Annotated in this window: 22 protein-coding genes; 10 read left to right on the top strand and 12 right to left on the bottom strand. The window is 71.7% G+C overall.

The annotated features are described in order from the left end of the window. Positions 1–53: 53 nt before the first annotated feature. Both H7H31_RS15745 and H7H31_RS15740 read right to left on the bottom strand, forming a co-directional pair. Positions 54–1613, bottom strand: coding sequence for a hypothetical protein (locus tag H7H31_RS15745; RefSeq protein ID WP_187063791.1), 1560 nt, complete (start codon positions 1611–1613; stop codon positions 54–56). A 123-nt stretch (positions 1614–1736) separates the two neighbouring features. Beyond that, positions 1737–2195, bottom strand: coding sequence for an Lrp/AsnC family transcriptional regulator (locus H7H31_RS15740; RefSeq protein WP_187063790.1), 459 nt, complete (start codon positions 2193–2195; stop codon positions 1737–1739). A 63-nt stretch (positions 2196–2258) separates the two neighbouring features. On the opposite strand from H7H31_RS15740, the gene H7H31_RS15735 reads away from it, so the two are divergent. The 3 genes from H7H31_RS15735 to H7H31_RS15725 all read left to right on the top strand — a co-directional run bounded on the left by H7H31_RS15735 (position 2259) and on the right by H7H31_RS15725 (position 4480). Next, positions 2259–3008, top strand: coding sequence for an AzlC family ABC transporter permease (locus tag H7H31_RS15735; protein ID WP_187063789.1), 750 nt, complete (start codon positions 2259–2261; stop codon positions 3006–3008). Then, entirely contained in the window at positions 3001–3330 is a 330-nt protein-coding gene (locus H7H31_RS15730; protein ID WP_187063788.1) for a branched-chain amino acid transporter permease, read from the top strand. The genes H7H31_RS15735 and H7H31_RS15730 overlap by 8 nt, the downstream gene beginning before the upstream one ends. Before the next feature lie 346 nt (positions 3331–3676). Continuing rightward, positions 3677–4480: a hypothetical protein gene (locus H7H31_RS15725; protein WP_187063787.1), complete on the top strand. Its 804-nt coding sequence runs from the start codon at positions 3677–3679 to the stop codon at positions 4478–4480. Positions 4481–4535: 55 nt separating this feature from the next. On the opposite strand, the gene H7H31_RS15720 is transcribed toward H7H31_RS15725, so the two are convergent. The 3 genes from H7H31_RS15720 to H7H31_RS15710 all read right to left on the bottom strand — a co-directional run bounded on the left by H7H31_RS15720 (position 4536) and on the right by H7H31_RS15710 (position 8656). Next, the gene (locus H7H31_RS15720; RefSeq protein WP_232109887.1) at positions 4536–5003 is read right to left on the bottom strand and encodes a DNA-binding response regulator; all 468 of its coding nucleotides are present in this window, start codon (positions 5001–5003) and stop codon (positions 4536–4538) included. 257 nt (positions 5004–5260) lie between these two features. Continuing rightward, positions 5261–6874, bottom strand: a complete 1614-nt coding sequence (gene metG, locus H7H31_RS15715; RefSeq protein WP_187063786.1) for a methionine--tRNA ligase — start codon at positions 6872–6874, stop codon at positions 5261–5263. Between the two features lie 126 nt (positions 6875–7000). After that, a complete protein-coding gene (locus tag H7H31_RS15710; protein ID WP_187063785.1) occupies positions 7001–8656 on the bottom strand; it encodes a vWA domain-containing protein in 1656 nt (551 codons plus the stop codon). Positions 8657–9082: 426 nt separating this feature from the next. Here H7H31_RS15710 and H7H31_RS15705 point away from each other — a divergent pair, with 426 nt between their 5' ends. The 4 genes from H7H31_RS15705 to H7H31_RS15690 all read left to right on the top strand — a co-directional run bounded on the left by H7H31_RS15705 (position 9083) and on the right by H7H31_RS15690 (position 14003). Then, entirely contained in the window at positions 9083–11176 is a 2094-nt protein-coding gene (locus H7H31_RS15705; RefSeq protein WP_187063784.1) for a PhoX family protein, read from the top strand. 483 nt (positions 11177–11659) lie between these two features. Further along, positions 11660–12373 (top strand): NUDIX domain-containing protein, encoded by a 714-nt coding sequence (locus H7H31_RS15700; RefSeq protein WP_187063783.1) that lies wholly within the window; start codon positions 11660–11662, stop codon positions 12371–12373. 226 nt (positions 12374–12599) lie between these two features. Continuing rightward, complete coding sequence (locus tag H7H31_RS15695; protein ID WP_187063782.1) at positions 12600–13145, top strand: cupin domain-containing protein; 546 nt, start codon at positions 12600–12602, stop codon at positions 13143–13145. A 132-nt stretch (positions 13146–13277) separates the two neighbouring features. Then, positions 13278–14003: a class I SAM-dependent methyltransferase gene (locus H7H31_RS15690; RefSeq protein ID WP_187063781.1), complete on the top strand. Its 726-nt coding sequence runs from the start codon at positions 13278–13280 to the stop codon at positions 14001–14003. A gap of 46 nt (positions 14004–14049) precedes the next feature. Here H7H31_RS15690 and H7H31_RS15685 read toward each other — a convergent pair whose 3' ends face one another. Then, a complete protein-coding gene (locus tag H7H31_RS15685; protein ID WP_187063780.1) occupies positions 14050–14598 on the bottom strand; it encodes a GNAT family N-acetyltransferase in 549 nt (182 codons plus the stop codon). Positions 14599–14745: 147 nt separating this feature from the next. Further along, positions 14746–15351: a flavoprotein gene (locus tag H7H31_RS15680; RefSeq protein WP_187063779.1), complete on the bottom strand. Its 606-nt coding sequence runs from the start codon at positions 15349–15351 to the stop codon at positions 14746–14748. A gap of 223 nt (positions 15352–15574) precedes the next feature. Between H7H31_RS15680 and H7H31_RS15675 the strand changes: the two genes are divergently transcribed. Then, entirely contained in the window at positions 15575–16807 is a 1233-nt protein-coding gene (locus H7H31_RS15675; protein ID WP_187063778.1) for a helix-turn-helix domain-containing protein, read from the top strand. A gap of 117 nt (positions 16808–16924) precedes the next feature. Here the strand turns inward: H7H31_RS15675 and H7H31_RS15670 are convergent, their stop codons facing one another. Further along, positions 16925–18154, bottom strand: coding sequence for a helix-turn-helix domain-containing protein (locus H7H31_RS15670; protein WP_187063777.1), 1230 nt, complete (start codon positions 18152–18154; stop codon positions 16925–16927). Between the two features lie 219 nt (positions 18155–18373). Here H7H31_RS15670 and H7H31_RS35005 point away from each other — a divergent pair, with 219 nt between their 5' ends. Beyond that, positions 18374–19195, top strand: a complete 822-nt coding sequence (locus H7H31_RS35005) for an ATP-binding protein (RefSeq protein ID WP_372455949.1) — start codon at positions 18374–18376, stop codon at positions 19193–19195. Further along, the gene (locus tag H7H31_RS15660; RefSeq protein ID WP_187063775.1) at positions 19192–19500 is read left to right on the top strand and encodes a DUF7848 domain-containing protein; all 309 of its coding nucleotides are present in this window, start codon (positions 19192–19194) and stop codon (positions 19498–19500) included. Before H7H31_RS35005 ends, H7H31_RS15660 begins: the two co-directional genes overlap by 4 nt. 37 nt (positions 19501–19537) lie before the next feature. Here H7H31_RS15660 and tgmC read toward each other — a convergent pair whose 3' ends face one another. The 4 genes from tgmC to ligD form a co-directional block, all read right to left on the bottom strand. Beyond that, entirely contained in the window at positions 19538–20674 is a 1137-nt protein-coding gene (tgmC, locus tag H7H31_RS15655; protein ID WP_187063774.1) for an ATP-grasp peptide maturase system methyltransferase, read from the bottom strand. Beyond that, complete coding sequence (gene tgmB, locus H7H31_RS15650; protein ID WP_308284236.1) at positions 20664–21617, bottom strand: ATP-grasp ribosomal peptide maturase; 954 nt, start codon at positions 21615–21617, stop codon at positions 20664–20666. The genes tgmC and tgmB overlap by 11 nt, the downstream gene beginning before the upstream one ends. Before the next feature lie 14 nt (positions 21618–21631). After that, positions 21632–21844: a putative ATP-grasp-modified RiPP gene (locus H7H31_RS15645; RefSeq protein WP_232110306.1), complete on the bottom strand. Its 213-nt coding sequence runs from the start codon at positions 21842–21844 to the stop codon at positions 21632–21634. Positions 21845–22450: 606 nt separating this feature from the next. Continuing rightward, entirely contained in the window at positions 22451–23356 is a 906-nt protein-coding gene (ligD, locus tag H7H31_RS15640; RefSeq protein WP_187060513.1) for a non-homologous end-joining DNA ligase, read from the bottom strand. Positions 23357–23549 lie beyond the last annotated feature (193 nt).

Here is a 23549-nt window from a genome sequence, read left to right as displayed (position 1 = left end):
GTGTGGCGGCGCCGACCGTGGCGGCGGCCGGCGCCGCCGGCGTGGGCGGCGGCTCACCCGCGGCGGATCAGCGGCTCGAAGGCGGCGCGGACGTCGGCCGTGGTCTCCTTGACGGGCATGTCGGACGGGGGGCCGAAGTCCGTGAGGTAGTACTCGTACCTGAGCCACCGCGGGCAGCTCGTGCCGCCGATCTCCACGGTGCGGTCGGCCACGAGCTTGCCGGTGCGCAGCGCGTAGACCTTCACCGGGATCGCGATCTTGTGGAACGTCACCTGCTGGACGCCGCCGACGGCGTTCTTGGCCTCGTACGGGCACGTCCGGACGGCGCTGCCCTTGTCGTCGGCCTCCGTCTCGTCCACGCAGACCACCAGCGCGGCCTTGGTGGCGTCATCGGCCCGCCAACTCTTCGGGAGCCGGTCGGTGTACTCGTCGTTGCCGTAGATCAGCGCGCGGTTGGTGGCGCCCTCGCGGGCAGCGGGCGCTGCGCTGTACTTCGCCGGGTCCGAGCAGTACGCGGGTTGGCCGCCGTACGCGTCGCCGAGTCGCTCGCGTACGGTCGCCAGCTCGATGGCCAGCGTGGCCCGGTGGGCGCCCTTCCGGGCCTGACCGGAGAGCGCGTTGTCCGGGTAGCGGTCGATGAGTTGCCGGTAGCGCTCGCGCGCGTGCTCCCACTCGCTGTCGCCGCCCAGGTCGTCGGCGCAGCTCACCAGGGCTTGTGGGGCGACCCGGCGCACGGTGTCGGCCGTCCGGCGCAGGACGTGGTGGCGCGGCTTCCGCTCCCGTAGCCAGTCGGTGACCTCCGCGGTGCGGCAGGCGTCGCTGACGGGCAGCCGGCCGAGGAACGCGTCGAGCGTCCTGCCCACCGTCGCGTCGTGGCCCGACTCCTCAAGCACCTCGGTCAGCGTGGCGAACCCGCTGTCCAACGCGTCCGTGTCGCCGGTCAGGCCGCGGGTCAGGGCCTCGCGCGCGGTGTCCAGGCGCCGGCAGGCGTCGGCGGTGGCCTCCCCTCGCTCGGCGGCGCGGACATCGGCCACCCGCTGGCCGAACCCCACCTGGTCCTGGGCCGCCAACACCGCCGCGCAGTCGCCGCGTTCGCGGGCCCGGGTCACGTCGTCCTCGATGCCCGCCGCGTCCAGCCGCAGCAGCCCCACGGTCAGCAGCACCGCCAGTGTCAGGCCGGCGGCGACCAGGCGGTACCCGCGCGCGGTGGTGCGCGGGTCGCCGCGGCGGGCCAGATACCAGCCGTGCGCGGTCGTCAGCAGCCACCAGCCGAGCACGGCGAACTCGCACCACGGCTCGGCCCGGCCCAGCGACACCGCGACCAGCGCGACCGCGCCCGCGACCTGGACCAGGGCCAGCAGTCGGCGGCCGAGGAAGAGGTAGCCGACGCCGAGCAGCGAGGCGTTGCCCAGCGCGACCGCGAGCGGGTCGTACGTGCGCCTGCGCGGCGGCTTCGGCGGCGGCCAAGGCGTCCCCCAGTCCGACGTCGCGTCGTACGGCACCGCGTCGTCCGACGACGCGTCGTGCTCGCCGACGTCCGGGGGAACGGGTCGCGAGCCTGGTTCCGGCGTGGCGTGCGGCGTGTCGTCCATCGCGGTCTCTTCCCGGTTCACGGAGCGTGCGTGGCCGTACCCCATTGTTGGCAGCCGGCCCGGGAGGGGTCCCGTGGCCGGCACCGGAGCCGGACGGGCCAGCCGCTGGCCGGGCGGGACGGAACCGTGAGTTCCGCGTCCGTCCTACGGGATGGTTTTGATCTCCTTCATGGTCAGGTGGGACTCAAGGCGGAGTACGGCGGGCAGGCTGCTGAGCTTGTCGGTGATGAATGCTTCGTAGGCGGCGTGGTCGGCGACCGCGACGCGGATGAAGTAGTCCGGGCGCCCGTACATGCGGCGGAACTCGGTGACCTCCTCGAAGGCGGACACGGTGTCCTCGAACTCCTGGAAGCTCCTGCGGTCCTGGGCGTAGATCTCGACGTTGACGAGGACCTCAAGGCCACGGCCCAGGGCCTGCGGGTTGATGACGGCCCGGTACCCGGTGATGACGCCGGCCTCCTCCAGCCGCTTGACCCGGCGCAGGCAGGGCGGCGGGGTCAGGCCGACCCGCTTGGCCAGCTCGACGTTGGTCAGCCGCCCGTCCTGGCCCAGGTGAAACAGAATGTCGCGATCAACGGCATCGAGCGTCACTTTGTTGCTCATACGGCGATTCTAGGATCAGAGGTGGCAACCATATGAGGCGTCATCCATCCTAAAATTCCACGCATGGAGACCAGCCCCGTCGCCACCGAGGACCGCCCTCGGTGCTCACCCGCCCCGCCGCCCGCGCCCCACTCCGATGCGCACGCGGCGTTGCGGGACTCCGCAGGTGTGGGCCTGGCCTTCCTGCCGCTCGGGCTCGCCTACGGGGCGCTGGTGACGCAGTCGGGTCTGGAGTGGTGGTGGGCGGGGCTGTCGGCGGCGCTCGTCTTCGGCGGATCGTTCGAGTTCCTGCTCATCGGCATGGTCGCGGCCTCCGCCCCGCTCGCCTCGATCGCGGTCTCCGCGCTCCTGGTGAACGTCCGGCACGTCTTCTACACGCTGTCCTTCCCGCTGCACCGCGTGGGTGGCCGGCTCGGCAAGACATACAGCACCTACGCGCTGTGCGACGAGGCGTACGCGCTGACCACCGGCGAGCGGGCCAGCGCCTGGTCCAGCCGCCGCATCCTGTGGCTGCAGTTCTTCCTGCACCTGTACTGGGCGGCCAGTGCGACCGTCGGGGCCCTGCTCGGCTCCTTCATCCCCGACCGCGTCACCGGCCTGGACTTCGCCCTGACCGCCCTGTTCACCGTCCTCGCCCTGGACGCCGTCCGCGACCTGCGGGGCCACCTGGCCACCCCCGTCCTGGCCGTGCTCAGCGCCCTGTTCGCCCGCCTCCTCTTCCCCGGCCAGATGCTCCCGGCCGCCTTCGCCCTGTTCACCGCCGCCCTGCTGGGCCGCCGCCTCGCCACGTCCCGGACACCGCGCCATGCCTGACACCCGCTACGCCATCGCCGCCGTCCTCGTCTCCGCCGCCGTGACCTGGGCCCTGCGCGCCCTGCCGTTCGCCGCGCTCACCCCGCTGCGCGAGAGCGGAACCGCCCGGTACCTCAGTGCCCACATGCCCGCCGGCGTCATGGTGATCCTGGTCGTCTACTGCCTGCACGACCTGCCGGTGACCGAAGCCCGCGCCACCGCCCCGCTCGTGGCCCTGGCCGTCACCGTCGGCCTCCACCTGTGGCGCCGCACCGCCCTGCTGAGCATCCTCGGCGGCACCGCCACCCACGTGATCCTCGCCAGCACGGTCTTCGCCCACTGAGGCCGCTGACGTCACTGACGCCGCTGGCACCGCCGACGCCGCTGGCACCGCCGACGCCGCTGGCGTCGAGTCGGCCGGAGTCCCCGCGCCAGAACACCGAACACCGAACGCCGAACGCGGCGCGCCCCCCCGGCCACCTCCCGGAGGATCGCCCGCTGCCCGGGTGTGACGAAACATCAGTTTCGTTGCCCCACCCGCCGGTGAAGGAACGTGCCGGCAGCGGCACACTGGACGCATGTGGCACGTTGGGAGGTTGAGCGGCTTTCGACCCCGTGTGAGCCGTCCGTGCCGTCTGTCACCGTCCGGCGTCGGTCCCCGCCCGCGCCCTGCCCGGAAGAGAGCGATCATGCCCCCGCAGTCGCCATCGCTACCGTCCCCCCGTCGTCCCTTAGCGCGCGGCCTGGCCGCGACGCTCTTCGTCGCCGGCGCGCTCGGCGCCCTCGGCGCCTGCGGTCTCTCCACCGAGCCCGAGCCCGACGCGACCAGAGCCCCGGCCGGTACGGCGGCCAAGGCCGAGGCCAACGGCGGCCGGCACGGTCGGGCCGCGCCCACCGCGCTGCCCCGCCAACTGCCGGGCATAGGACCGAAAACGCAGGCCAAGGTCCCCGAGCGCAGCCGACAGGTGCTGCTCGTGACGGGCGAGGGCCGCGACTCCTCGCGGTCGAGGGCCGTGCTGTACGAGCGCACCGAGGAGGGCGCCTGGCGCGCCGGCACGTCCTGGTCCGCGCACAACGCGCGACGCGGCTGGACCGACAAGCACATGATGGGCGACCTGCGTTCGCCGATCGGCGTCTTCGGCCTCACGGACGCGGGCGGCCTGCACGCCAACCCGGGCAGCCGGCTCCCGTACGAGCGCTCCGACTCCTTCACGGCCGTCGGCCGGGGCTTCGAGGGCGAGCCGCTGGCGGGCTCCTTCGACTACGTCGTGGCCATCAACTACAACCGGGTGCCCGGCACGTCCCCGCTGGACTGGACCCGGCCGATGGGCGCCTCCCGGGGCGGCGGCATCTGGGTCCACGTGGACCACGGCGGCCCGACCCAGGGGTGCGTCAGCCTCGCCGAGCGCGACATGCGGGACCTCGTGCGCTCCCTCGACCCGGAGCGTCACCCGGTCATCGTGATGGGCGACGCGAAGTCGCTGGCCCGGTAGGCACCAGTAGGTACCGCTAGGCACCCGCCCGGGCCGCCGGGCGCCGGGCGTCGGGTCACGGCGCGCCGCGGCGGCCACAGTCGGGGCGGGGGCACTCGCGCCGGGTGCGCTCGCCGCGCGGCAGCAGTGTCCTGATCCGGTCGGGCGGCAGGACGCCCTCCTCGCGGGCCGTGCGGTGCACGGCCCGCAGCAGCCGCCGGCGCGTCGCCTGGTGGCGCCAGAGGACCGCGCGTACGCCGTACTCAAGCACCGCCATCAGGTCGTTCTCGGGCAGCTCGTCCGTGATGACGACGACCCGTCGCTGGCCGCCGCGCACCAGGCGGCGCAGCTCGGCGCCGGCCAGCTCGTCGAACCGGCCGGCGAGCAGCACGGCCACGGACACGCCGCCCGGCGGCGACTGCTCCCCCGGGCGCGGCCCGTCGAGAAGTTCCACCCCCGGCTGGTCCCGCAGGTGTCGGACGACCCCGTCCCGGGAGAGCGGGTCGGTGCCGTGCACCGTCACGGTCACGCGTTGATCGGCCACTGCGTCCTCGTTCTTCACGTACTTCCCGTGTCTCTACCTCTCACAGGGTGCGCGCGTGGCCTAAACGTTCGGTTGGCGAAACGTCAACGCGTGGCGGCGGCACCGGGCAGACCTCCGGCCCGGCCGGCCGGGCTGGCCGGGGTCGATCGGGAATCGGCCCAGGTGGGCGCACATACGCGCGACGCCCGGCCGGGGGCTCCGGCCGGGCGTCGTCGTGTCGCGTGCGTGTCGCGCATGTCGCGTGCGCGGGGTGGCGGTCAGCCCTTCGCGGGCTCCTCGAGGCGCGGGAAGAGGATCTCGCCCTTGGTGACCGTGGCGCCCACGGGCAGCGCGCCCCAGGTGCCGGCGGACCGCACGCGCTGGTCGGCCAGCGGGCCCAGGTGCGGCTCGGCGCCGAGCGATGCCCACAGCTTCTCGCAGGTGGCGGGCATCACGGGGGCCAGCAGCACGGCGGTGCCGCGCAGCGCCTCGGCCGCCGTGTACAGGATGGTCGCGAGGCGGGCCTGGCCCTCGGGCGAGGTGTCCTTGGCGACCTTCCACGGCTCCTGCTCGGTGAGGTAGCCGTTGACCTGCTTGATGAAGTCGAAGACCGCCGCGATGCCGCCGGCGAAGTCCAGCTCGTCGCCGATCCTGGCGTCGGCCTCGGCGACCGCCTTGGCCAGCCCGTCGGCGACGGCCTGCTCGGCGTCGCCGTGCGCGGTGGCCTCGGGCAGCGCGCCACCGAAGTACTTGCCGACCATGGCCGCCACGCGGGAGGCCAGGTTGCCGAAGTCGTTGGCCAGCTCGCTGGTGTAGCGGGCGCTGAAGTCCTCCCAGGAGAACGAGCCGTCCTGCCCGAAGGCGATGGCCCGCAGGAAGTACCAGCGGTACGCGTCCACACCGAAGTGCGAGGTCAGGTCCTGCGGCTTGATGCCCGTCAGGTTGGACTTGGACATCTTCTCGCCGCCGACCATCAGCCAGCCGTTGGCGGCGATCTTGCCGGGCAGCGGGAGTCCGTTGGCCATCAGCATCGCGGGCCAGATCACCGCGTGGAAGCGCAGGATGTCCTTGCCCACCAGGTGCACGCTCGCCGGCCAGGTCGACTCGAACTTCGCCTGGTCAAAGCCGTACCCGACGGCCGTGGCGTAGTTGAGCAGGGCGTCGATCCACACGTAGATGACGTGCTTGTCGTCCCACGGCACCGGCACGCCCCAGTCGAACGTGGACCGGGAGATCGACAGGTCCTGCAGGCCCTGCCGGACGAAGTTCACGACCTCGTTGCGGGCCGACTCGGGCTGGATGAAGTCCGGGTTGTTCTCGTAGTGCTCAAGGAGCCGCGGGCCGTACTCGGAGAGCTTGAAGAAGTAGTTCTCCTCCTTCAGCATCTCCACGGGCTTCTTGTGGATCGGGCACAGCTTCTGACCGGCGAACTCGCCCTCGCCGTCCAGCAGCTCGCCGGGCGTCTTGTACTCCTCGCAGCCCACGCAGTACGGGCCCTCGTAGCCGCCCTGGTAGATCTCGCCCTTGTCGTAGAGATCCTGGACGAACTCCTGGACGCGGTCGGTGTGCCGCTTCTGCGTGGTGCGGATGAAGTCGTCGTTCGCGATCTCCAGGTGCTCCCAGAGGGGCTTCCACGCCTCCTCCACGAGCTTGTCGCACCACTCCTGCGGGGTCACCCCGTGCGCCTCGGCGGTGCGCATGATCTTCTGACCGTGCTCGTCCGTGCCGGTGAGGTACCACACCTTCTCGCCGCGCTGGCGGTGCCAGCGGGTGAGCACGTCGCCTGCGACGGTCGTATAGGCGTGGCCCAGGTGGGGAGCGTCGTTCACGTAGTAGATGGGGGTCGAGACGTAGTACGTGCTCGCCCCTTGCTCGGTTCCAGTGGCCGCCATGGTCGAAATCCTAACGGCCACCGGATGCCGTCGCCGACGCGTTCACACACGGTGACGGCCCCGCGCTGGGCGTGCGCGGGGCCGTCCGGGCGGGTCGGGGGCGGCCCGGGTTCCGGGCGGCCGGGGTCAGCGGAGTACGCCCGCCTCCCGGGCCTCGATCAGCCACTCCGGGAACTCCACCATCAACTGTCCGTACAGCTCCGCGTCGGACAGGTCGCGCGGTTCGAGGCCCGCGTGGAAGAAGCCCGCGTTGTCGACCGGGCGCCGCTCGGGCACGGCCAGGTCGTCCAGCTTGCGCAGGAAGTCGAAGCCCCTGGCCTGCGGGTCGCCGAAGCCGACGAACTGCCAGAAGATCGGCAACCGGGCCGCCTCGCACAGCGCCCGCTCGGCCGCCGGCTTGCTGGTCGGCGCGCCGTCCGTCTGGAAGATCACGAACGCCGGGTCGGTCGACCCCGACTTCTCGTAGTGCTCGACCACGGCGTTGATGGCCCAGTGGTAGTTCGTACGGCCCATGTGCCCGAGCGAACCGTGCAACTCCTCGATGCGACCCGAGTAGTTGGCGAGCTCCAGTTCGGCGGTGCCGTCCACGTCCGTGGAGAAGAACACCACGGGCACCACGCCGTCGTCGTCGAAGTGCGCGGACAGGCCGAGCGCCTGCTCGGCCAGGTGCTGGACGGTGCCGTCCTTGTAGTAGCGGCGCATGGAACCCGACCGGTCCAGGACCAGGTACACGGCGGCCCGCTGCCCACCGAGCCCGTGCTTCTCGACCACGGCGGACGCGGCCTTGTACAGGCTGACCAGGCCCGGAGCCGCTTCCTCCACCTTGGCGAGGGAGAGCGCGGCGCCCGGGTTGGTGCCCGCGTCGGCATCCGCCGACGCGGCGGCCACCGGCTCGGACTCGGCCACCGGCTCCGGCTCGTTCTCGGTCTCCGGCTCGGCCTGCGCGTCCGCCTCCGGGGCCGGTGCGGCTGCCGCCGCCGGCTCGGACGTCGGCTCGGCGTCCGGCTCCGCCACGGGCTCCGCGTCGGCCGCCAGCTCGGGCCCGGTCTCGGCTACGGCCACGGGCTCGGGCCCGGCCTCGGCCACGGCGAGGGGCTCGGGCGCGGCGTCCGGCCGGGTCTCCGGTACGGGGTCCAGGTCGGCCGCGGGCTTTGACTTCGGCTCCAGCCCCGGCTTCGGCTCCGGCTCGGGGTCCGCCCCGGCCGTGGCCTCCGGCTCGGCATCCCGTACGGGCTCGGGGTCGGGCTCGTCCGCAGCGGCGACGGCCTCGGAATCCGGCGCATCGGCCTCGGCCTCGGGCTCGGGCGTGACGGCCTCGGGCTCCGTCTCCGCCTCCGGCTTGGACGCCGGGGTGGCGGCGATGGCCTCGGGCTCCCGCTTGGTCTCGGTCGCCGCCCCGGCCTCGGCCTCGGCCGCCGGCGTGGCGGTGGCGTCGTCGGTCGGCGGCTCGACCGTGGATTCCGCCGCCGGCTTGGCCGGGGACTCGGTCGCCGACTCGGCCGAGGCCGGGGTCGGGTCGAGGTCCGGTTCCCGGGCGCTCTCGTCGTCGGGGAGCGGCTCGCGCGGGGCGACGCGGATGACGGTCGGGCCCGACGCGGACGCCGCGGCGTGCTCGGGCTCGGGCTCGGTGGAGGAGGTGGAAGAGGAAGGGGTGGCCGGATCGGTGGCGGGCGGGGCCGACGGCTCCGACGCGGGCTCGGCCGACGCGCGCGGAGCCTCGCTCTCGTCGGTTGCCGTCCGTGAGCGGCCGAAAACTTTGCGCAGCAGGTCCCGTATGCCCATGGATGAAACCCCTCACCTGTCGAGTGCGATGCGCGTCCGTCATGGCCGGTAGGTGCCGGTAAGCGCCGGTGTATCCCGGCGGGCAGCCGAACGGGCCTGGCCTGGCCGGACACGTAAGGCTAACGGGCCTTGGGGCGCCGGCCGGAGCGAGCCCGCGGGCGGGGGCGCGGGTGGTCCGATACGCGAGGTTGGTGCCGGGGAGGCGGCGGGCGTCAACTCGGGCAAAACCGGCGGGGTGTGGCGTCCGGATACCGGAGTGCTCCGGCCCAAACCTCACCGTAAGTGACGACTGACCGTCGTCGTTCACCGCTGATTAACCCTCACTTCGCCATTTGGCGACACCGTCCCCATAGCTTCGCGGCGGATGGATTCCGACACCGTGTCGGCGCGGGCCTGCGCCGCTGGATCGAAGACGAAGGAATTGACGTGCGCAAGCTCCTGCCCCTGATCAGCTCGCACCCGGGTGCCCGTTCCGCACTGACCTGCCGCTACCGCTGTGGTGACGCCTGCTTCCACGAGGTGCCCAACACGAGCGACAACGCGTACGTCGGCGACGTCATCGCGAACGTGCTCTCGCGCCGCAACGTGCTGCGCGCCAGCGCCGTCGTCACCGTGACCGCCGCGGCCGGTGCCGCCGTCGGCCTCGGCCAGGCGCCGCAGGCGTCCGCCGCCACGCCGGCCGTCGCCGCGCACGGCGGAAAGGGCCACGGCAAGTCGCACGGCAAGAACCGCGGCGCCCGCGGTCTGCGCTTCGAGCCGGTCGCGCCGAACACCAAGGACGCCGTCGTCATCCCGCGCGGCTACGAGCAGAACATCGTCATCCGCTGGGGCGAGCCCATCCTGCCCGGCGGTCGCGACTTCGACCCGGACAACCAGAGCGCCAAGGCGCAGGCCAAGCAGTTCGGTTACAACAACGACTACATGGCCGTGCTCGACGTGCCGCACGAGCGTCACCGGCAGCTCCTCGTGGTCAACCACGAGTACACCGACGAGGTGTTGATGTTCGCCGGGTACGACGCGGACAACCCGACCCGCGAGCAGGTCGAGATCGCCATCGCCGCGCACGGCCTGTCCGTCGTGGTCGCCGCCGAGGACCGCCGCTCCGGCAAGCTGACCGCGCTGCGCCGCCACCACCTCAACCGCCGCGTCACCGGCTCGACCCCGTTCGAGGTCACCGGTCCGGCCGCGGGCAGCAAGTACCTGCGTACCTCCGCCGACCCGCGCGGCAAGCGCATCCTCGGCACGCTCAACAACTGTGGCGGCGGCATCACGCCGTGGGGCACCGTGCTCTCCGGCGAGGAGAACTTCAACCAGTACTTCGCCAACGGCGGCAAGGTCACCGACCCCGACACCAAGGCGCGCTACGCCCGGTACGGGATCGGCGGCGAGGCCAGCGAGCGCAAGTGGGAGCGTTTCGACAAGCGCTTCGACACCCTCCAGGAGCCGAACGAGCCCAACCGCTTCGGCTGGGTCATCGAGATCGACCCGTTCGACCCGCACTCCACGCCGCGCAAGCTGACCGCGCTCGGCCGCTTCAAGCACGAGGCCGCCGAGCCGCGCCTGACCGACGACGGCCGCCCGGTGCTGTACATGGGCGACGACGAGCGGTTCGACTACTTCTACAAGTTCGTCTCCTCCAAGCGGATGATGCACGGCAACAGCCGGTACGCCCGTGCGCACAACCGCACGCTCCTCGACGAGGGCACGCTGTACGTCGCCAAGTTCACCGGCGACAGCCCGGCCGGCGAGATCGACGGCTCCGGCAAGCTGCCCGCCGACGGCGAGTTCGACGGCTCCGGCGAGTGGATTCCGCTGGCCACCGGCACCACGTCGCACGTCGAGGGCATGACGGCCGAAGAGGTCTACGTCTTCACCCGGTTCGCCGCCGACAAGGTGGGCGCCACCAAGATGGACCGCCCCGAGGACGTCGAGCCCAGCCCGCGCACCGGCCGCGTGTACGTCGCGCTGACCAACAACAAGGACCGCGGCAAGGCCGGCAAGGCCCCCGCCGACGAGGCCAACCCGCGCAACGGCAACAAGCACGGCCAGATCCTGGAGCTGGCCGAGCACTGGGACGACCCGGCATCCGACCGGTTCAACTGGCGCCTGTTCCTGGTCTGCGGCGACCCGAGCGACCCCAGCACGTACTTCGCCGGGTTCCCGAAGGACAAGGTCAGCCCGATCTCCTGCCCCGACAACATCACCTTCGACGCGCACGGCAACCTGTGGATCTCCACCGACGGCAACGCCCTCGGCAACCACGACGGCCTGTTCGGCGTGGCGACCGCGGGTGAGCGGCGCGGCGAGGTCAAGCAGTTCCTGACCGTCCCGAACGGCGCCGAGACCTGCGGCCCGATCGTCCAGGACCAGCGCGTCCTGGTCGCCGTCCAGCACCCGGGCGAGATCGACGGCGCGAGCGTCGAGAAGCCCAAGTCGGCCTGGCCCGACGGCCCGGGCAAGCTCGTGCGCCCCTCGATCGTCAGCGTCTGGCGGCGCGACGGCGGCGACATCGGCGCGTAACGCCCACCGGGCGCGGCCCCTGGCCGCGCCCCCGGTACGGCTCCTGGCCTCGCGGGGTGCGAGGTCAGGAGCGGGGAGCGCCCGGCGGGGCGGCGCGTGGGGCACCACCGCGCCGGGCGATCCCATCGGAAGGCCCGGCCCTGTCGGCGCCCCACGGGGGAGCGCGCCGCCCGGGACGGCCCCGCCGGTGGACCGCCCCCGGAGCGAGGGCGGGTGCGGACGCGGTGGCGGAGGCGGGGGACGGGACGGCTGGTTGTCGCCAGCGACGCGCGGCGGAGGGGGCCGCGCGACGCGCGACGACCGCGCCGTACCGAACGACCGCCCCGCACCGACGACCGCTCGGCACCCATGCCCGCCCCGCACCGACGACCGTCCCGTACCGACGACCGCCCCGCACCGAACGACCACTCCGCACCGACGGCCGTCCGTCCGTGGCGCATCGAAGCCCGGCGGAGCGCCGATCCGCCCGGTTAGCCTGACCGGATGATCAGTGACCAACCCCTGGCGGCGCGCGTGCGGTTCACCGCGTCCGGCCTCGTGGTGACGCGCACGCCCGGCGAGCCGGGCGTCTACTCCCTGCCCCGCGTCGGGCAGACCGTGCCCGCCGCCGAGCGTCACACGCTGCCGCGGGCCGAGGCGCTGCTCGCGTCCATCCGCCCCGTCGGCACCAGCGAGAGCGTGCTCCGCTCCTGGGTCACCGGCCGTCGCACGTGGGGAGCCGTGCCCTGGTCCGACCCGGCCGCGGTGACACCGGAGCGCATACGCGCCGCCGCCCTGGTCATCCGGGACGCGCACCTGCTGCTCATCCGCTTCCGGGGGGACGACGGGGAGTGGTACGAGATCCCGGGCGGCGGCGTCGAGCCCGGCGAGACGCCCCGGGACGCGGTCGTCCGCGAACTGCGCGAGGAGACCGGCCTGACGGTCACCCCCACCCACGAGGTTGCCCGCGTCTGGCGCCGCCGCCGGTTCGGCCACTACTTCCGCGTCACCGCCGAGGGCCGCGTCGGCGCCCCCGATGACCTCGACATCGAAGGCGGCGAACTGACCTGGGTCCCCGTCGCCCAGTTGCCCACCACCCCCCTGTGGCCACGCCGCCTGTCCTGGCGCATCGCCCACTGGCACACCACCGGCTGGCCCACCCGCCCCCTCGAACTGGCCGACAACATCCAGGACTTGCGCGCCCCGTGCACCTGGTGACCCGGTCGCGGACGCGTTCCGTACGGGAGCGCGGGGGCGGGTTCCGTACGGGGGCGGCGTGGGGGAGTGCCGCAGGGGCGCGCGGGGCGTACCGGGATGGCCGGCGTGCGGCCGCGCGCGGCGCGGAGCGTACGAAGCGATGCCAGCCTCGACCCGAACTTGACCCACGACTACCGTGCGGGAATGACCCACACAGCCGGGTCATTCCCTTCGTAGGGTCATTCACATGACGACGACGAAGACCACCGCGCCCACGACCTCCCAGGCCACGACCACCACCACCAGCACCTCACCGCTGCCGACGGTGCTGACCCGCCACGCGGACGCCGAGACCTGCGCCGACCCGAGCAGCGTCATGACGTTGTTGGGCGAGTCGGACGCCACCCCCGGCGGATTCACCAGCTACCGCTCCAGCTTCGCCAAGGGAGCCGCCGGGGCGCCGGCCCACTTCCACACGAGGGCGACGGAACTGTTCTTCGTGCTCGGCGGCTCGTTGCGGGTGCTGGTGGGCGAGGAGGTCACCACCCTGAACCAGGGCGACTTCCTGGCCGTGCCGCCCCACACCCCGCACGCCTTCGCCGCGGCCCCCGGCGCCGAGGCCGACGTCCTGTTCGTGTTCACCCCGGGCCTGCCTCGCTTCGACTACCTGCGCCTGCTCGGCCGGGTCATGCGGGGCGAGGCCGACCCGAAGGAGATCGCCGAGTCCGCGGAGCGTTTCGACAACCACTACGTCGACAGCCCCGTCTGGCGCGCCGAGCTGGGCCAGGGCTGAGACACCACCCGGCGGGGGCCCGCGATGGAGCCCGACACCGCGCCACGCGTTCGGTGTTGAGCGGAGCGTCCCGCCATCGCCTAGGTGAAACTGACTAGGAACACGGGCCCGCCAACGCCTAGTTTCGGCAACATGGCTGATGAGTGCTTCGAACATCCGCGGCTCGCCTCGATCTACGACCTGCTCGACCCCGACCGCACCGATCTCGACGCGTACGTCGAGATCGCCACGGAACGCGGCGCCCGCCGCGTGCTGGACATCGGCTGCGGCACGGGGGTGTTCGCCCTCTTACTGGCGGAGCGCGGCATCGACGTCGTCGGCGTCGACCCCGCCGGGGCCTCCCTCGACGTGGCCCGCTCCAAGCCGGGCGCCGAACGGGTGCGCTGGATACGCGGCGACGCGACGGACCTCCCCGACCTGGGTGCCGACCTCGCCACCATGACGGGCAACGTGGCCCAGGAGCTGACCGACCCGCAGACCTGGCAGAACACCCTCCGAGGCGCTCACGCCGCCCTGCGCCCCGGCGGCCTCCTGGTCTTCGAGACCCGCGACCCGTCCCGCCGCGCCTGGGAGGACTGGAACCGCGAGACCTCCCACCGGGTCACGGGCATCGCGGGTGTCGGCGCCGTCGAGAGCTGGGTGCAGGTCACCAAGATGGACTGGCCTCTGATCAGCTTCCGTTGGACGTACGTCTTCGCCTCCGACGGCCAGGTACTCACCTCGGACTCCACCCTCCGCTTCCGCGACCGCACGGAGATCGAACACGACCTGGCCGCCCACGGCTACGTCCTGGAGGACGTCCGGGACGCCCCGGACCGGCCGGGGAAGGAGTTCGTGTTCGTGGCGCGGCGGGTGTGAGGGGCCTTGGGGCGGGCGGGGCGTCGCGATCAGTGGGAGGTGGGTTTCAGCCCGCGGACCACTCCTCCCGCAGGATGCTGTACGTGATGGAGTCCCGCCAGGCGCCGCGTACGTGGACGTGTGCTCGGATGCGCCCCTCCTCGGTCAGCCCGGCCGCGAGGAGCGTGCGCTCCGAGGCGGTGTTGTGCGGCGAGCGTGCGGCCCACAGGCGGTGGAGGTCGAGGTCGGTGAAGGCGAGATCGCAGATCAGGCGCACGACCTCGCGCCCGTAGCCCACGCCCCAGGCGTCCGGGCGGAGCGCGAACCCGAAGGTGCCGGCGTTGGGTTGATGCGGATCGTGGGCCAGCCGCACGCACCCGATCGGCTCACCCGTCTCACGTTCGGTGGCGGCCAACGCGTACTCCTCGCGCGGTGTCGCGGACGCGGAGGCGATCCAACGGGCAACGATCACATCGACCTGCTCGCGCGAGCGCGGAGTGAAGGACATGTGCTCGGTTGCTTCGGGGCTGCCGTAGATCGCGTGGACGGCGTCCACGTCGTCGATGGTCAGCTCGCGGAGGGCGAGGCGGGAGCTGTGGCGGGTGATCGGGTACAAGCGGTGACCTCCGCTGGGTTGGGCGACAGTCGGAGAGGTCGTGCCTCGGCGTCGCTCCGGTGGTAGTTGGGATGCGTGTACCCAACCCTTGGCACGACGAGGTACACACCCTGAACCCCTGGCGGTTCCCAAGCCATCTCGCAGAGGCTACGGGTGCGGTGGGCGGGACGCGGAGCGGTGGGGGGTCGGCTCGCGATCGGTCGCCGCGCTGTGCCGGCTCGCCGAGACCGTGGGCAGGGCGGCTACGGCCGCCTCCCACGGAAACGCGGACGCGTCACCTTGCCTCGGCGGGTGCGGCTCGTATCCGTCCGGCCCGAGGAGGAGGGTTACGCCCTGATCGCGCAGCGTCTGCGCGCTGCGGGGCACGGCGGGTTGGGCGGCCTGGGCCTGGTTGAAGTAGGGCATGGCGACCACCGGAACGCCCAGGTGGACCCCCTCGGACACGAGGCCGATCGCTAGCGTGTCGGCGATGCCCGCCGCCCACTTGTTCAGGCTGGTGCAGCTCAGCGGCGCGACGAGCATCGCGTCGGCGGGCGGCAGCGTGTCCGAATCGCCCGGGAGCTTGTACGCCGACCGGACCGGGTGTCCTGTCAGACTCTCCAACTCGTCACGCCGAGCTTCCCACCAGCGGGCGGCCGACGGCGTGAGGACCAGGCAGGTGTCCCAGCCCGCGGCCTGGGCCGCGCGAACACCCGCGTCGATGTACTGGGTGGGCCCTGCGGCGCAGGCGATCAGGTAGAGGACGGGTCTCATGCCGGGAGTCCACACCGGGAGGTGCGGCGTACGCAACCGCGCCTGGCGCCGTGCGGTCGCGTCGTACGGACGAACCGTCCCAACGGGAGTCGGACGCGGCGTCCGCGATGACCGTGGACGGCCTCAACCTCCCTATGCGGTACGTGCCTTGGAGCGCCGCGAGACAGCATGTGAGGCCCGGCTGCCAGTACCGTTCACAGTGTCCACAGAACGGAGACGAGCCATGCCTCACTGGTCCGACTACAGCAACGGCGAGCGCATCAAGATCCTCCGCGGTTCCGAACTCAACCAAGCCGCCCTCGCTGAACTGACCGGTCTCTCGATCGCCACCATCCAGGCGGCGGAACAGGACAAGCGCCTTTCGTTGCCGACCCTGCTCAGGATCGCCGGAGCGCTCGGCGTTGACACGTCCGTCGTCCTCGGTCAGCAGGAGCCGCGCCGGGCGCTCGGACAGGACGACCGGGCCATGATGCGCGCGCTGTCGCACGCCGTGCACGACACGGCGGCGGGTGCGGGCCTGCCCGCCGAGGCACCCACGTTGGCGGAACTCGACAAGGTGGTCCGACATGCGTGGGAGTTGTACTGGCAGGGTCGGTACGTCGAGGCGGGCGCGGTAGCCGGGCCTCTCCTGCGGTCCGCTGCCGCGCGACTCCACGAACAGCCGGCCGGTGACCAGGCCGAAGCGTGGGGCGTGGTGGCCGACGCCTATCGCATCAGTGCTTACGTCGCCAACCTCCTGGGGGTGCGTGACCTCGCGTACGCGGCGATTGGGCATGCGCAACGGGCTGCCGAGCGTGCGGCCGACGAACTGCGCGCCGCGCTGGTGACGTCGGGCCGCTCCTGGGTGTACCTGCGCGATGCGCGACTGGACGAGGCGCTCGACCTCGCGGAGCGCGCCGCGTTCGACATCGAGCCACGGTTCTCCCGGGCGTCCCCCGAACAGCTCGCCGTGTACGGGGCGCACATCAACTTCGCCGCCGTGGTGGCTTCGCGGTTGGGCGACAAGGACCGGGCGGGCGACTATCTCTCGCAGTCGCACGCGACGGGCGCCCGCTTGGGGCGCGAGTTCCGAGCGCACGGCACCCTGTTCGGGCCTGTCTCCGCGACGACACAGGCGGTGGGCGTCAATGTGTCGCTTGGCCAGACCGGGAAGGCGCTCACGCTGATCGAGTCGATTCACGACACCGCAGTGCTCAGCGACGCCGCCAGGCACCGGTACGAACTCGACAAGGCCATGGCACAGGCCGACGCACGGCTGTGGGACGCCAGTCTCGACACCCTGGAGTCGGCGTTGCGCTCGGCACCGCACTGGGCCCGGCATCAGGCCCTGCCGCAGGTGATCATGTCCAAGGTCGGCCTGGCCTCCACGACCAGGCTGCGCCGCGTGGTCAAGCTCGTCGACACGGGCCCCGGCGCCGTGGGGTTGGGCAGGCGGCGTCACCTAGCACGGCCGTGACGGAGCTTCGCGGCCCCTCGTGGCGGGGCCTGGGCGCTACCTTCTTCGTTGTGCGCACTGACAGCGTTCACGCACCCCCCCGCCCGTGCTGACCGCGGTGCCGTACCTGCGATCAGCTCACGCCGCACCTACGCGAACGGCGAGTTGGTTGAGGCCGGGCATGGACGGGCTGACGGCCAGCATCCCCGAGATCATGACCTTGACGCTGGAACGTCGGGCGTCCTGGGGAGTCTCCTCAGCGTGCTGTTGCAGCAGAGCGAGCGCGGAAGGAAGGTCTCCCATGTCGCGATAGAGCTTGGCGCTGTCGTGGCGCACCCTGGCCTCACGTTCACGAGTGGCCAGCCTCTTGCCGTTCACCGCAGCCAGGTGCTTGAGGGCGGCCCGGCTGTCGCCAAGTACGTGATGGATGCACAGCCCGTAGCGCTCTACCTGGTCACTCGTCATGGGACCTGGTGCGTCGACCCACGTGGTGGTGGCTGGGCCACGGGCGGCAGTGTCACGGGCCTGCTCGTACAGCGAGGCGGCGCGTGTCGTGTCGCCAGCCTGCGCGGCTCCGTAGGCCGACTCAAGGAGTAGGTGCGCTAGGACTGGCCTCGCGCGTTCTTCTCCTGACAGATCGGCTACGGCTTGATCTGCCACCTGAGCTGCCCACTCGTGGTGACCGCGTTGGCGCAGCACGACGTACTGAGCACGTGCGGCCATCGCTGCTACTACCGGATTGCGCGCTTGCCGAGCGGCCTGCACGGATCGGTCGGCGGTCAGCCAGGAAACGTCCGTGCGTTCCTTCACACTGACCGCTGTGGCCACGACATAGGCGCGGGCCAGCGTCTCGGCCCCGCCCGGTCCACTATGACGGGCGTGGGCCCGCGCGGCGGCAACGAGATGCGGCACGGCCCGCGCGGCCTCTACGTAGCGGGCCTCGCCGATCTGGCGCGCGACTGTGTCCAGCCCCGCGTGTAACTGTGCCCCGTTCATCGTGGGCTTTCCGATGTCTCGGAAAAGTGCGGCGTCCCAGCCCGGCCCCGGGGCCCCATGTCCTGTCGCCGGCGTTGCGGGGATCGTCGCCGCACCGATTCCTATGCCGGCTGCTGCCACTAGCAGTTCACGCCTGCGCATGTCGTCCTCGCCTCCATTCTGTTCGTCCGTCTCCGTAGCTCCGAGCATTGCGGGAGGAATGCTGAGCGCACGCGCGAGCGCCCGTCGCTCAGCGGGCGTTGGCGACTCGGCCCCGCGTTCGATGCGGCTGATCTTCGCTTGGCTCATGTTGCACGTGGCACCAAGCTGGGCTTGCGTCATGCCACCGGCCAGCGCCCGGCTCGCCTTCAATGTCCGTCCGAGAGACGTCATAGCTCGAAAGTACCGGTGGATTTCTGACTAGGGGAGTCACATCGTGACTGGGGCAGTCAAGCGCCGCTCCATCTCTACATCTCCGCGTGCTCGCCGAGTTAACTCTCCAGCAGTCACCTGGTGACCGCGCAGCGTGATCATGCGTTTTTCTTCGCGTTCTCACTGCACGGCTCAACGGGCGTAGATATCTCCCGCCTGGATTCCCCGCAGAGGAACAACATGGCCTTCCCCGCCGTCCCATCTCCTCACGACTCCATCCGCACTGACGCGGCGCCCCTCGCCTCCGCGACTCCCGTAGCCGTCTACGTCTGTTGGCCTAAACATCGAAACGTCGACGTGGAGCGTGCGCTCACGCGTGTGCGACGTCATCTTCAGACGCACGCGTTCCGGGCCGTTGGCCTGTGGGTGGAGAGGGCTGACGTCAGTGAGTACGCGCAGCGGCCTCGGTGGGCGTCCGTGCGATGCCAGGTGGAGAGCGGGGCCGCGCGCGGCATCGTGTCGCTGTGGCCGGTCATGTTGTGGTGGACGCCTCGGCAACGCGACGAACTCGTACGCTGGTTGGCCGCTCACGGCGCGTTCGTCTCCACTGTCGAGGGTGGGTTGCCCACGATGGGACGTCCCCGGCCAGCAAGTGATCGCCCCTTGGGGCGCTGCACTGCGTCGGTCACCCTGGCGCCGCTCCGAAGTTCGGTACCGGTGGCGCGTCGCTTCGTCACCGCGTGCTTGGTCAGCGCGGGCCATCGGGAGGTGATCGACGCTGCTGCGCTGCTCACGAGCGAACTCGTGGCCAACGCTGTGGACCACGGCGCCAACGGGGGACACGCAACCGTTGGAGTCCATGTCTGGTGTGAGGCAACCCGACTTCACGTCGAGGTACGCGATCCATCGGATGCGCCGCCTCGTCGCCGCGACGTGAGCGAGTTGGACGAGCAGGGCAGGGGGCTGACTCTCGTGGACGCGTTGGCCACGCGGTGGGGGTACGACCCCACTTCGCCGGGCCCGGGTAAGCGCGTCTGGTTCGAGGTGGCCTACGCCGCATGAGCCACCGTCCCACCCGCCACCACGGGCGCCGCCGCTACCGCTACGTCGAGATGACCCTCGCCCCCGACCCCGACACCACCCCGTACACCGTGCACGCCACCTGCACCACCTGCGGCGACCAGTCACCCGTCCCCGAACCCACCGAAACCATCACCGGCATGCACCACCAAGCACAACGCTGGTGCACCCACCACGCCGCCCACGACCACCCCGACGGACGCCACCTGCGCTACACCGCCACCGTCACCCTCCACTGGCACATCACGCCCCACGAAGACATCGGACCGGCGGCGCCGACGAGGTGAGGTGGCTCGCGACGCGACGCGTGCCGCGCTCCCGGACTCACACCGGCAGTCGCCAGGTCGGCCCGCTCGGGGAACCGATCCATACGGTCTGATCGAACGGCGTCGCCGTCATGCCGAAGGCGGACAGGTCGGGGGCGCCAGCATCGTGCCAGGCGTGCAGCGCGTTCTCGACCTGGTCCCACAGGCGCAGCGGACCGTGCTGGTGGACGGTCCAACCCTCCCCGTCGGGCTCGGTCCAAGCCTGAGAGCCGGTGGCCACATCGCGCAGGATGACGCCCGTGCTGGTGGTGAGTAGTTCGGCTGACGGCGCGGCGAGTTGGGCGACGAAGCGGGCTGCCCACTGCTCCAGGACGTCGGGGCTCAGGCGGGCGGGGCGGGTGTGGCCGTCCTGGCGGAAGAACGTGGGGGACGGCGGGCGCTCGTGTGGGCGGGCGAGCATGTAGGAGATGGTGTCGCCGGTGAACCAGCCGTGGGCGACACCCTCGTCGTCCAGGGTGAGATGGATGAGCCCGGCGGCGAGCATCCAGCCGTTGATCGTGGTGGTGATGGTGCCGGCGTCGTTGAGCTGCCAGAACCACGAGGGTGGGATGGACCGCACCGCGCAGGTGGCGATGATCGCGTCGTAGTCGGCGTGCTCCGGGCAACCCTGGAGACCGTCTCCGACGGCGAGCACCGGCGCGCATCCCGCCTCGTGCAGGTGCGCGGCGGCGGTCGACGCGAGGCCGGTGTCGTACTCGATGCTGACGACGTTCTCCGCGCCGAGCCGATGGGCGAGCAGGGCCGTGGAGTAGCCGGTGCCGGTGCCGATTTCGAGGACCTTCTGCCCGGGACGGAGGGCCGCCACCTGCGCGGTGCGGGTGACGAGCGAAGGCAGTGTGGCCGAGGACGTGGGGTTCCCGGAGACCGGACCGGTGGCGTCGCCGGCGTCTCGTCCCTCGACCTGAGTGACCCAGGTCTGGTCCGCGTAGACCATGCGCAACCAGGCTTCGTCGCCGACCTGGGCGCGGTGGACGGGAATCCACTGACTGCCGGCGGGGCGGTAGACGGCCGGGCCGAGGAACAACTCCCGGGGAACGGCGGCCACCGCGGCCTGCCATTCCGGGGCCAGCGTGGGGTGGGTCGTCGCGATCTCCTCAGCCAGCTCGCGGCGAAGAGCGGCGGGGTCAGCGGGCATCGTGCTCTCCTGCGTACTGGAGTTGGTCGGCGACGGCGGTGACGATCCTGCCGGTGATGGGTTCCGGAAACCAGGCGAACTGTCCGTTCTCGTTGCGCTGGTACAGCCATGCGCGGCCTTCGTGGTCGATGCCGAAGTCGAAGGCGCCGAAGACGAGCCCGAAGGCTTTGAGATAGGCATGCACGCACTTGGCTAGGTGCGCCGGTGTGTCGATGAGGGAATACGACAGGGCGTCGTAGTGGCGTCTCCAGTCCAAGCCGGGGGAACCCTCGATCCGCACGGTGAAGATCTGCCTGCCCACGGTCGTCACACGGAGGTCGGCTACCGAGGTCACGCGCTTCTGGAACAGGTGCATGGTCTGGGTCACTCCAGCATGGAGGTCCGTGAGGGGGACCTCATCCACCCACACGGTCAATGCCCGGCCGTCGAGGTCGTGGTAGTCGGTGTTCCGAAGCGGTTTGTAGATCACGGGGCCGTGCTCGTGGGCGAAGTCCCGAGCCGCGCGGGCGTCGTTGGTCAACAGTGTCGGCGGAATGTCGAAACCGCACCGAGCGGCAGCGGCGAGTTGAGCGGGCTTGTACTCGGCGTCCCGGTTGCGCCAGGGGTGGTTCACGTAATGCGCTCCGGGGAGGGACGAGAGGATGCCGCCGAGCCCGTAGCGGGCCTCTTCTCGACACCAGCGCGCGTCCTGGTCGGTCAGTCCTGGGGGCGCGGTGTAAGGGCGTGGGCGCCGCCAGTACACCGAGCGGAGCGTGTCGAGGTCAGCCACGCGTGTACGGGTGCGTACACGCCCCCTGAGCCCGTTGGTGTCCAGGAGAGTCGTGACAGAGAGGTCTGTGGGGAAGTCGCCCGGGTCCAGTCGTACGACGGGGACCTTTCGTCGGTTCAACTCTTCGATGACCACGTCGGCGGTCACATCATCGACCCGGGAGACGACCAACACGGGAGCACGTGAGGTCAATCGGTATCGCCCTCTTGATCGCTGCCCTGGTCTGGAGTGCCGTCCAGGCTGGTCTTGGTCTCGGTCTCCTTGTTGGTCTCGGATCTCTTGTGCCTGTTCGTGAGCGGGACGTAGCGGCCCTCCGCATCGACCCGGCGACCAGTCTGGGTTGCAGAGTCAAGGACGACTTGTACGGCGGGAAGTACGGTCGTTCTGGGGTAGGGCCGCATGCGCGATAGTCCCCATGGGGCTGGCTGCTCACTCACACAGATGCCTCCGATCGGCGCGTTCGTCGGCGACAGTGTGTCGCTCATTCGTCACGTTAGGTAGAGCGCATTCGGTCGATTCGCGGACGGATGGGGGCGGTGCTGATCAGGCTCGTGAGGTCGGTGATGCCAGTACCGGCGAGGCGCTGGCGGAATTGGCGCGGGCTTCGGACAGGCGGCCCACGACCCGCGCGGGGGCTGCGCGTGGTGGACCTAGCCAACGACCCGGGGCCGCCGGTCGAGGTGCTGCTCGGCGCGTTCGCGCGGCGCGGCGAGCGCGCCACGTACGCAGCCGACCATGCGCTGAACGTGTTGTGGAACGCGCTGGTCGCGGAGAGCGAGCGATGGCGCGCCGAGCAGCGCTGGCCCACGCCGGGCACGGAGCCGGACCCGTTCGCGGCGCTCAGCGCGTACCACCCGAGCGCGAGTGAGGTCGGAGGCCGGGCGGGTTCGCGCCCCCCCCCGCGATCCCCCGATCTCCGTGCGCGCCCCGCGCTCCCGCGCCGCGCGCCCCCGCGCACCGCCCGCACCCCCCGCGCACCGCCCGCACCCGCCGCGCGTCCGGGCGCGCTAACGCAGCTTCGCCAGCCGCCTCTGGGCCGTGCGCAGGGATCGGCCGCGTAGGGAGCCGGCCGGCCAGGGGTTGGGGGCGGTGAGGCGGTCGGCGATGGTGGTCAGGGTCCAGCGGTCGGCGCGCAGGTCGGGGTCGTCCAGTTCGTCGGCGGCGATCGGGGTGGCGACCGGCGCGCCGGGCTTGGCCCGTACGGCGTAGGGGGCAACGGCCGTCTGGGCGTAGCCGTTGCGCAGGGTGTCCAGGTAGAGGCGGTCGCCCCGGTCCTCCTTGCGGGGCTCGGTGGTGAGCCGGTCCGGGTGCCGGGCCACCAACAGGTCGGCGGCTTCGCGCGCGAAGGCCCGTACGGTGTCGAAGTCCGCCGCGCGGTCGAGCGGCACGATCACGTGCAGCCCGCGCGAACCGGTGGTCATCAGGCGGGCGGGCAGGCCGAGTTCGTCGAGCAGCTCGCACGTGCGGTGCGCCGCCCAGCGCACGTCCGCGAAGGCGGCGGCCGGGTCGTCGCCGGCCGGCTTGGACGGGTCGAGGTCGAAGATCAGCCGGTCGGGGTGGTCCGGGCGGTCGGCGCGGGAGAGCCAGCGGTGCGGGGTGATGGACGCCTGGCCGGCGAGGTACGCGAGGGTGGCCGCGTTGTCGCAGACCACGTGCGTGACCGTGCCGCCCTCCTTGGCGACCTCGGTCAGCGGCACCCAGTCGGGGAAGTAGTCGGGGGCGTTCTTCTGCATCAGCGGGCGCCCGCCGATGCCGTCCGGGTGGCGTTCCATCATCATCGGCCGACCGCGCAGCTCGGGCAGCGCGCGCCGGGCCACGGCGCGGTAGTGCGCGACGAGGTCGGCCTTGGTGAGGCCGTCGTCCGGGAAGAGCACCTTGTCCGGCCGGGTCAGCTCGAAGGCGTGCCCGCCGATCCGTAGCCGGCGCGGCTCGCCGGACGACCGGCCGCCGCCCGACCGCTTGTCCTTCGCACCCTTCGTGCTGCCCGTGCCGTCCGCGCCCTCCGCGTCCTTCGCGCTGTTCTCGCCGGCCGTGCCGTGCTCGCTGTTGTCGCTCACGCCGACAACGGGTTACCGCCCGCGCGCCCGGCAAACCCCCGCGGGACGC

This window comes from Streptomyces buecherae, assembly GCF_014295035.1.
GTDB classification, from domain to species: domain Bacteria; phylum Actinomycetota; class Actinomycetes; order Streptomycetales; family Streptomycetaceae; genus Streptomyces; species Streptomyces youssoufiensis.
Note: the sequence above shows the minus strand (reverse complement) of the source record. Positions and strands in the feature narration are given on the sequence as shown.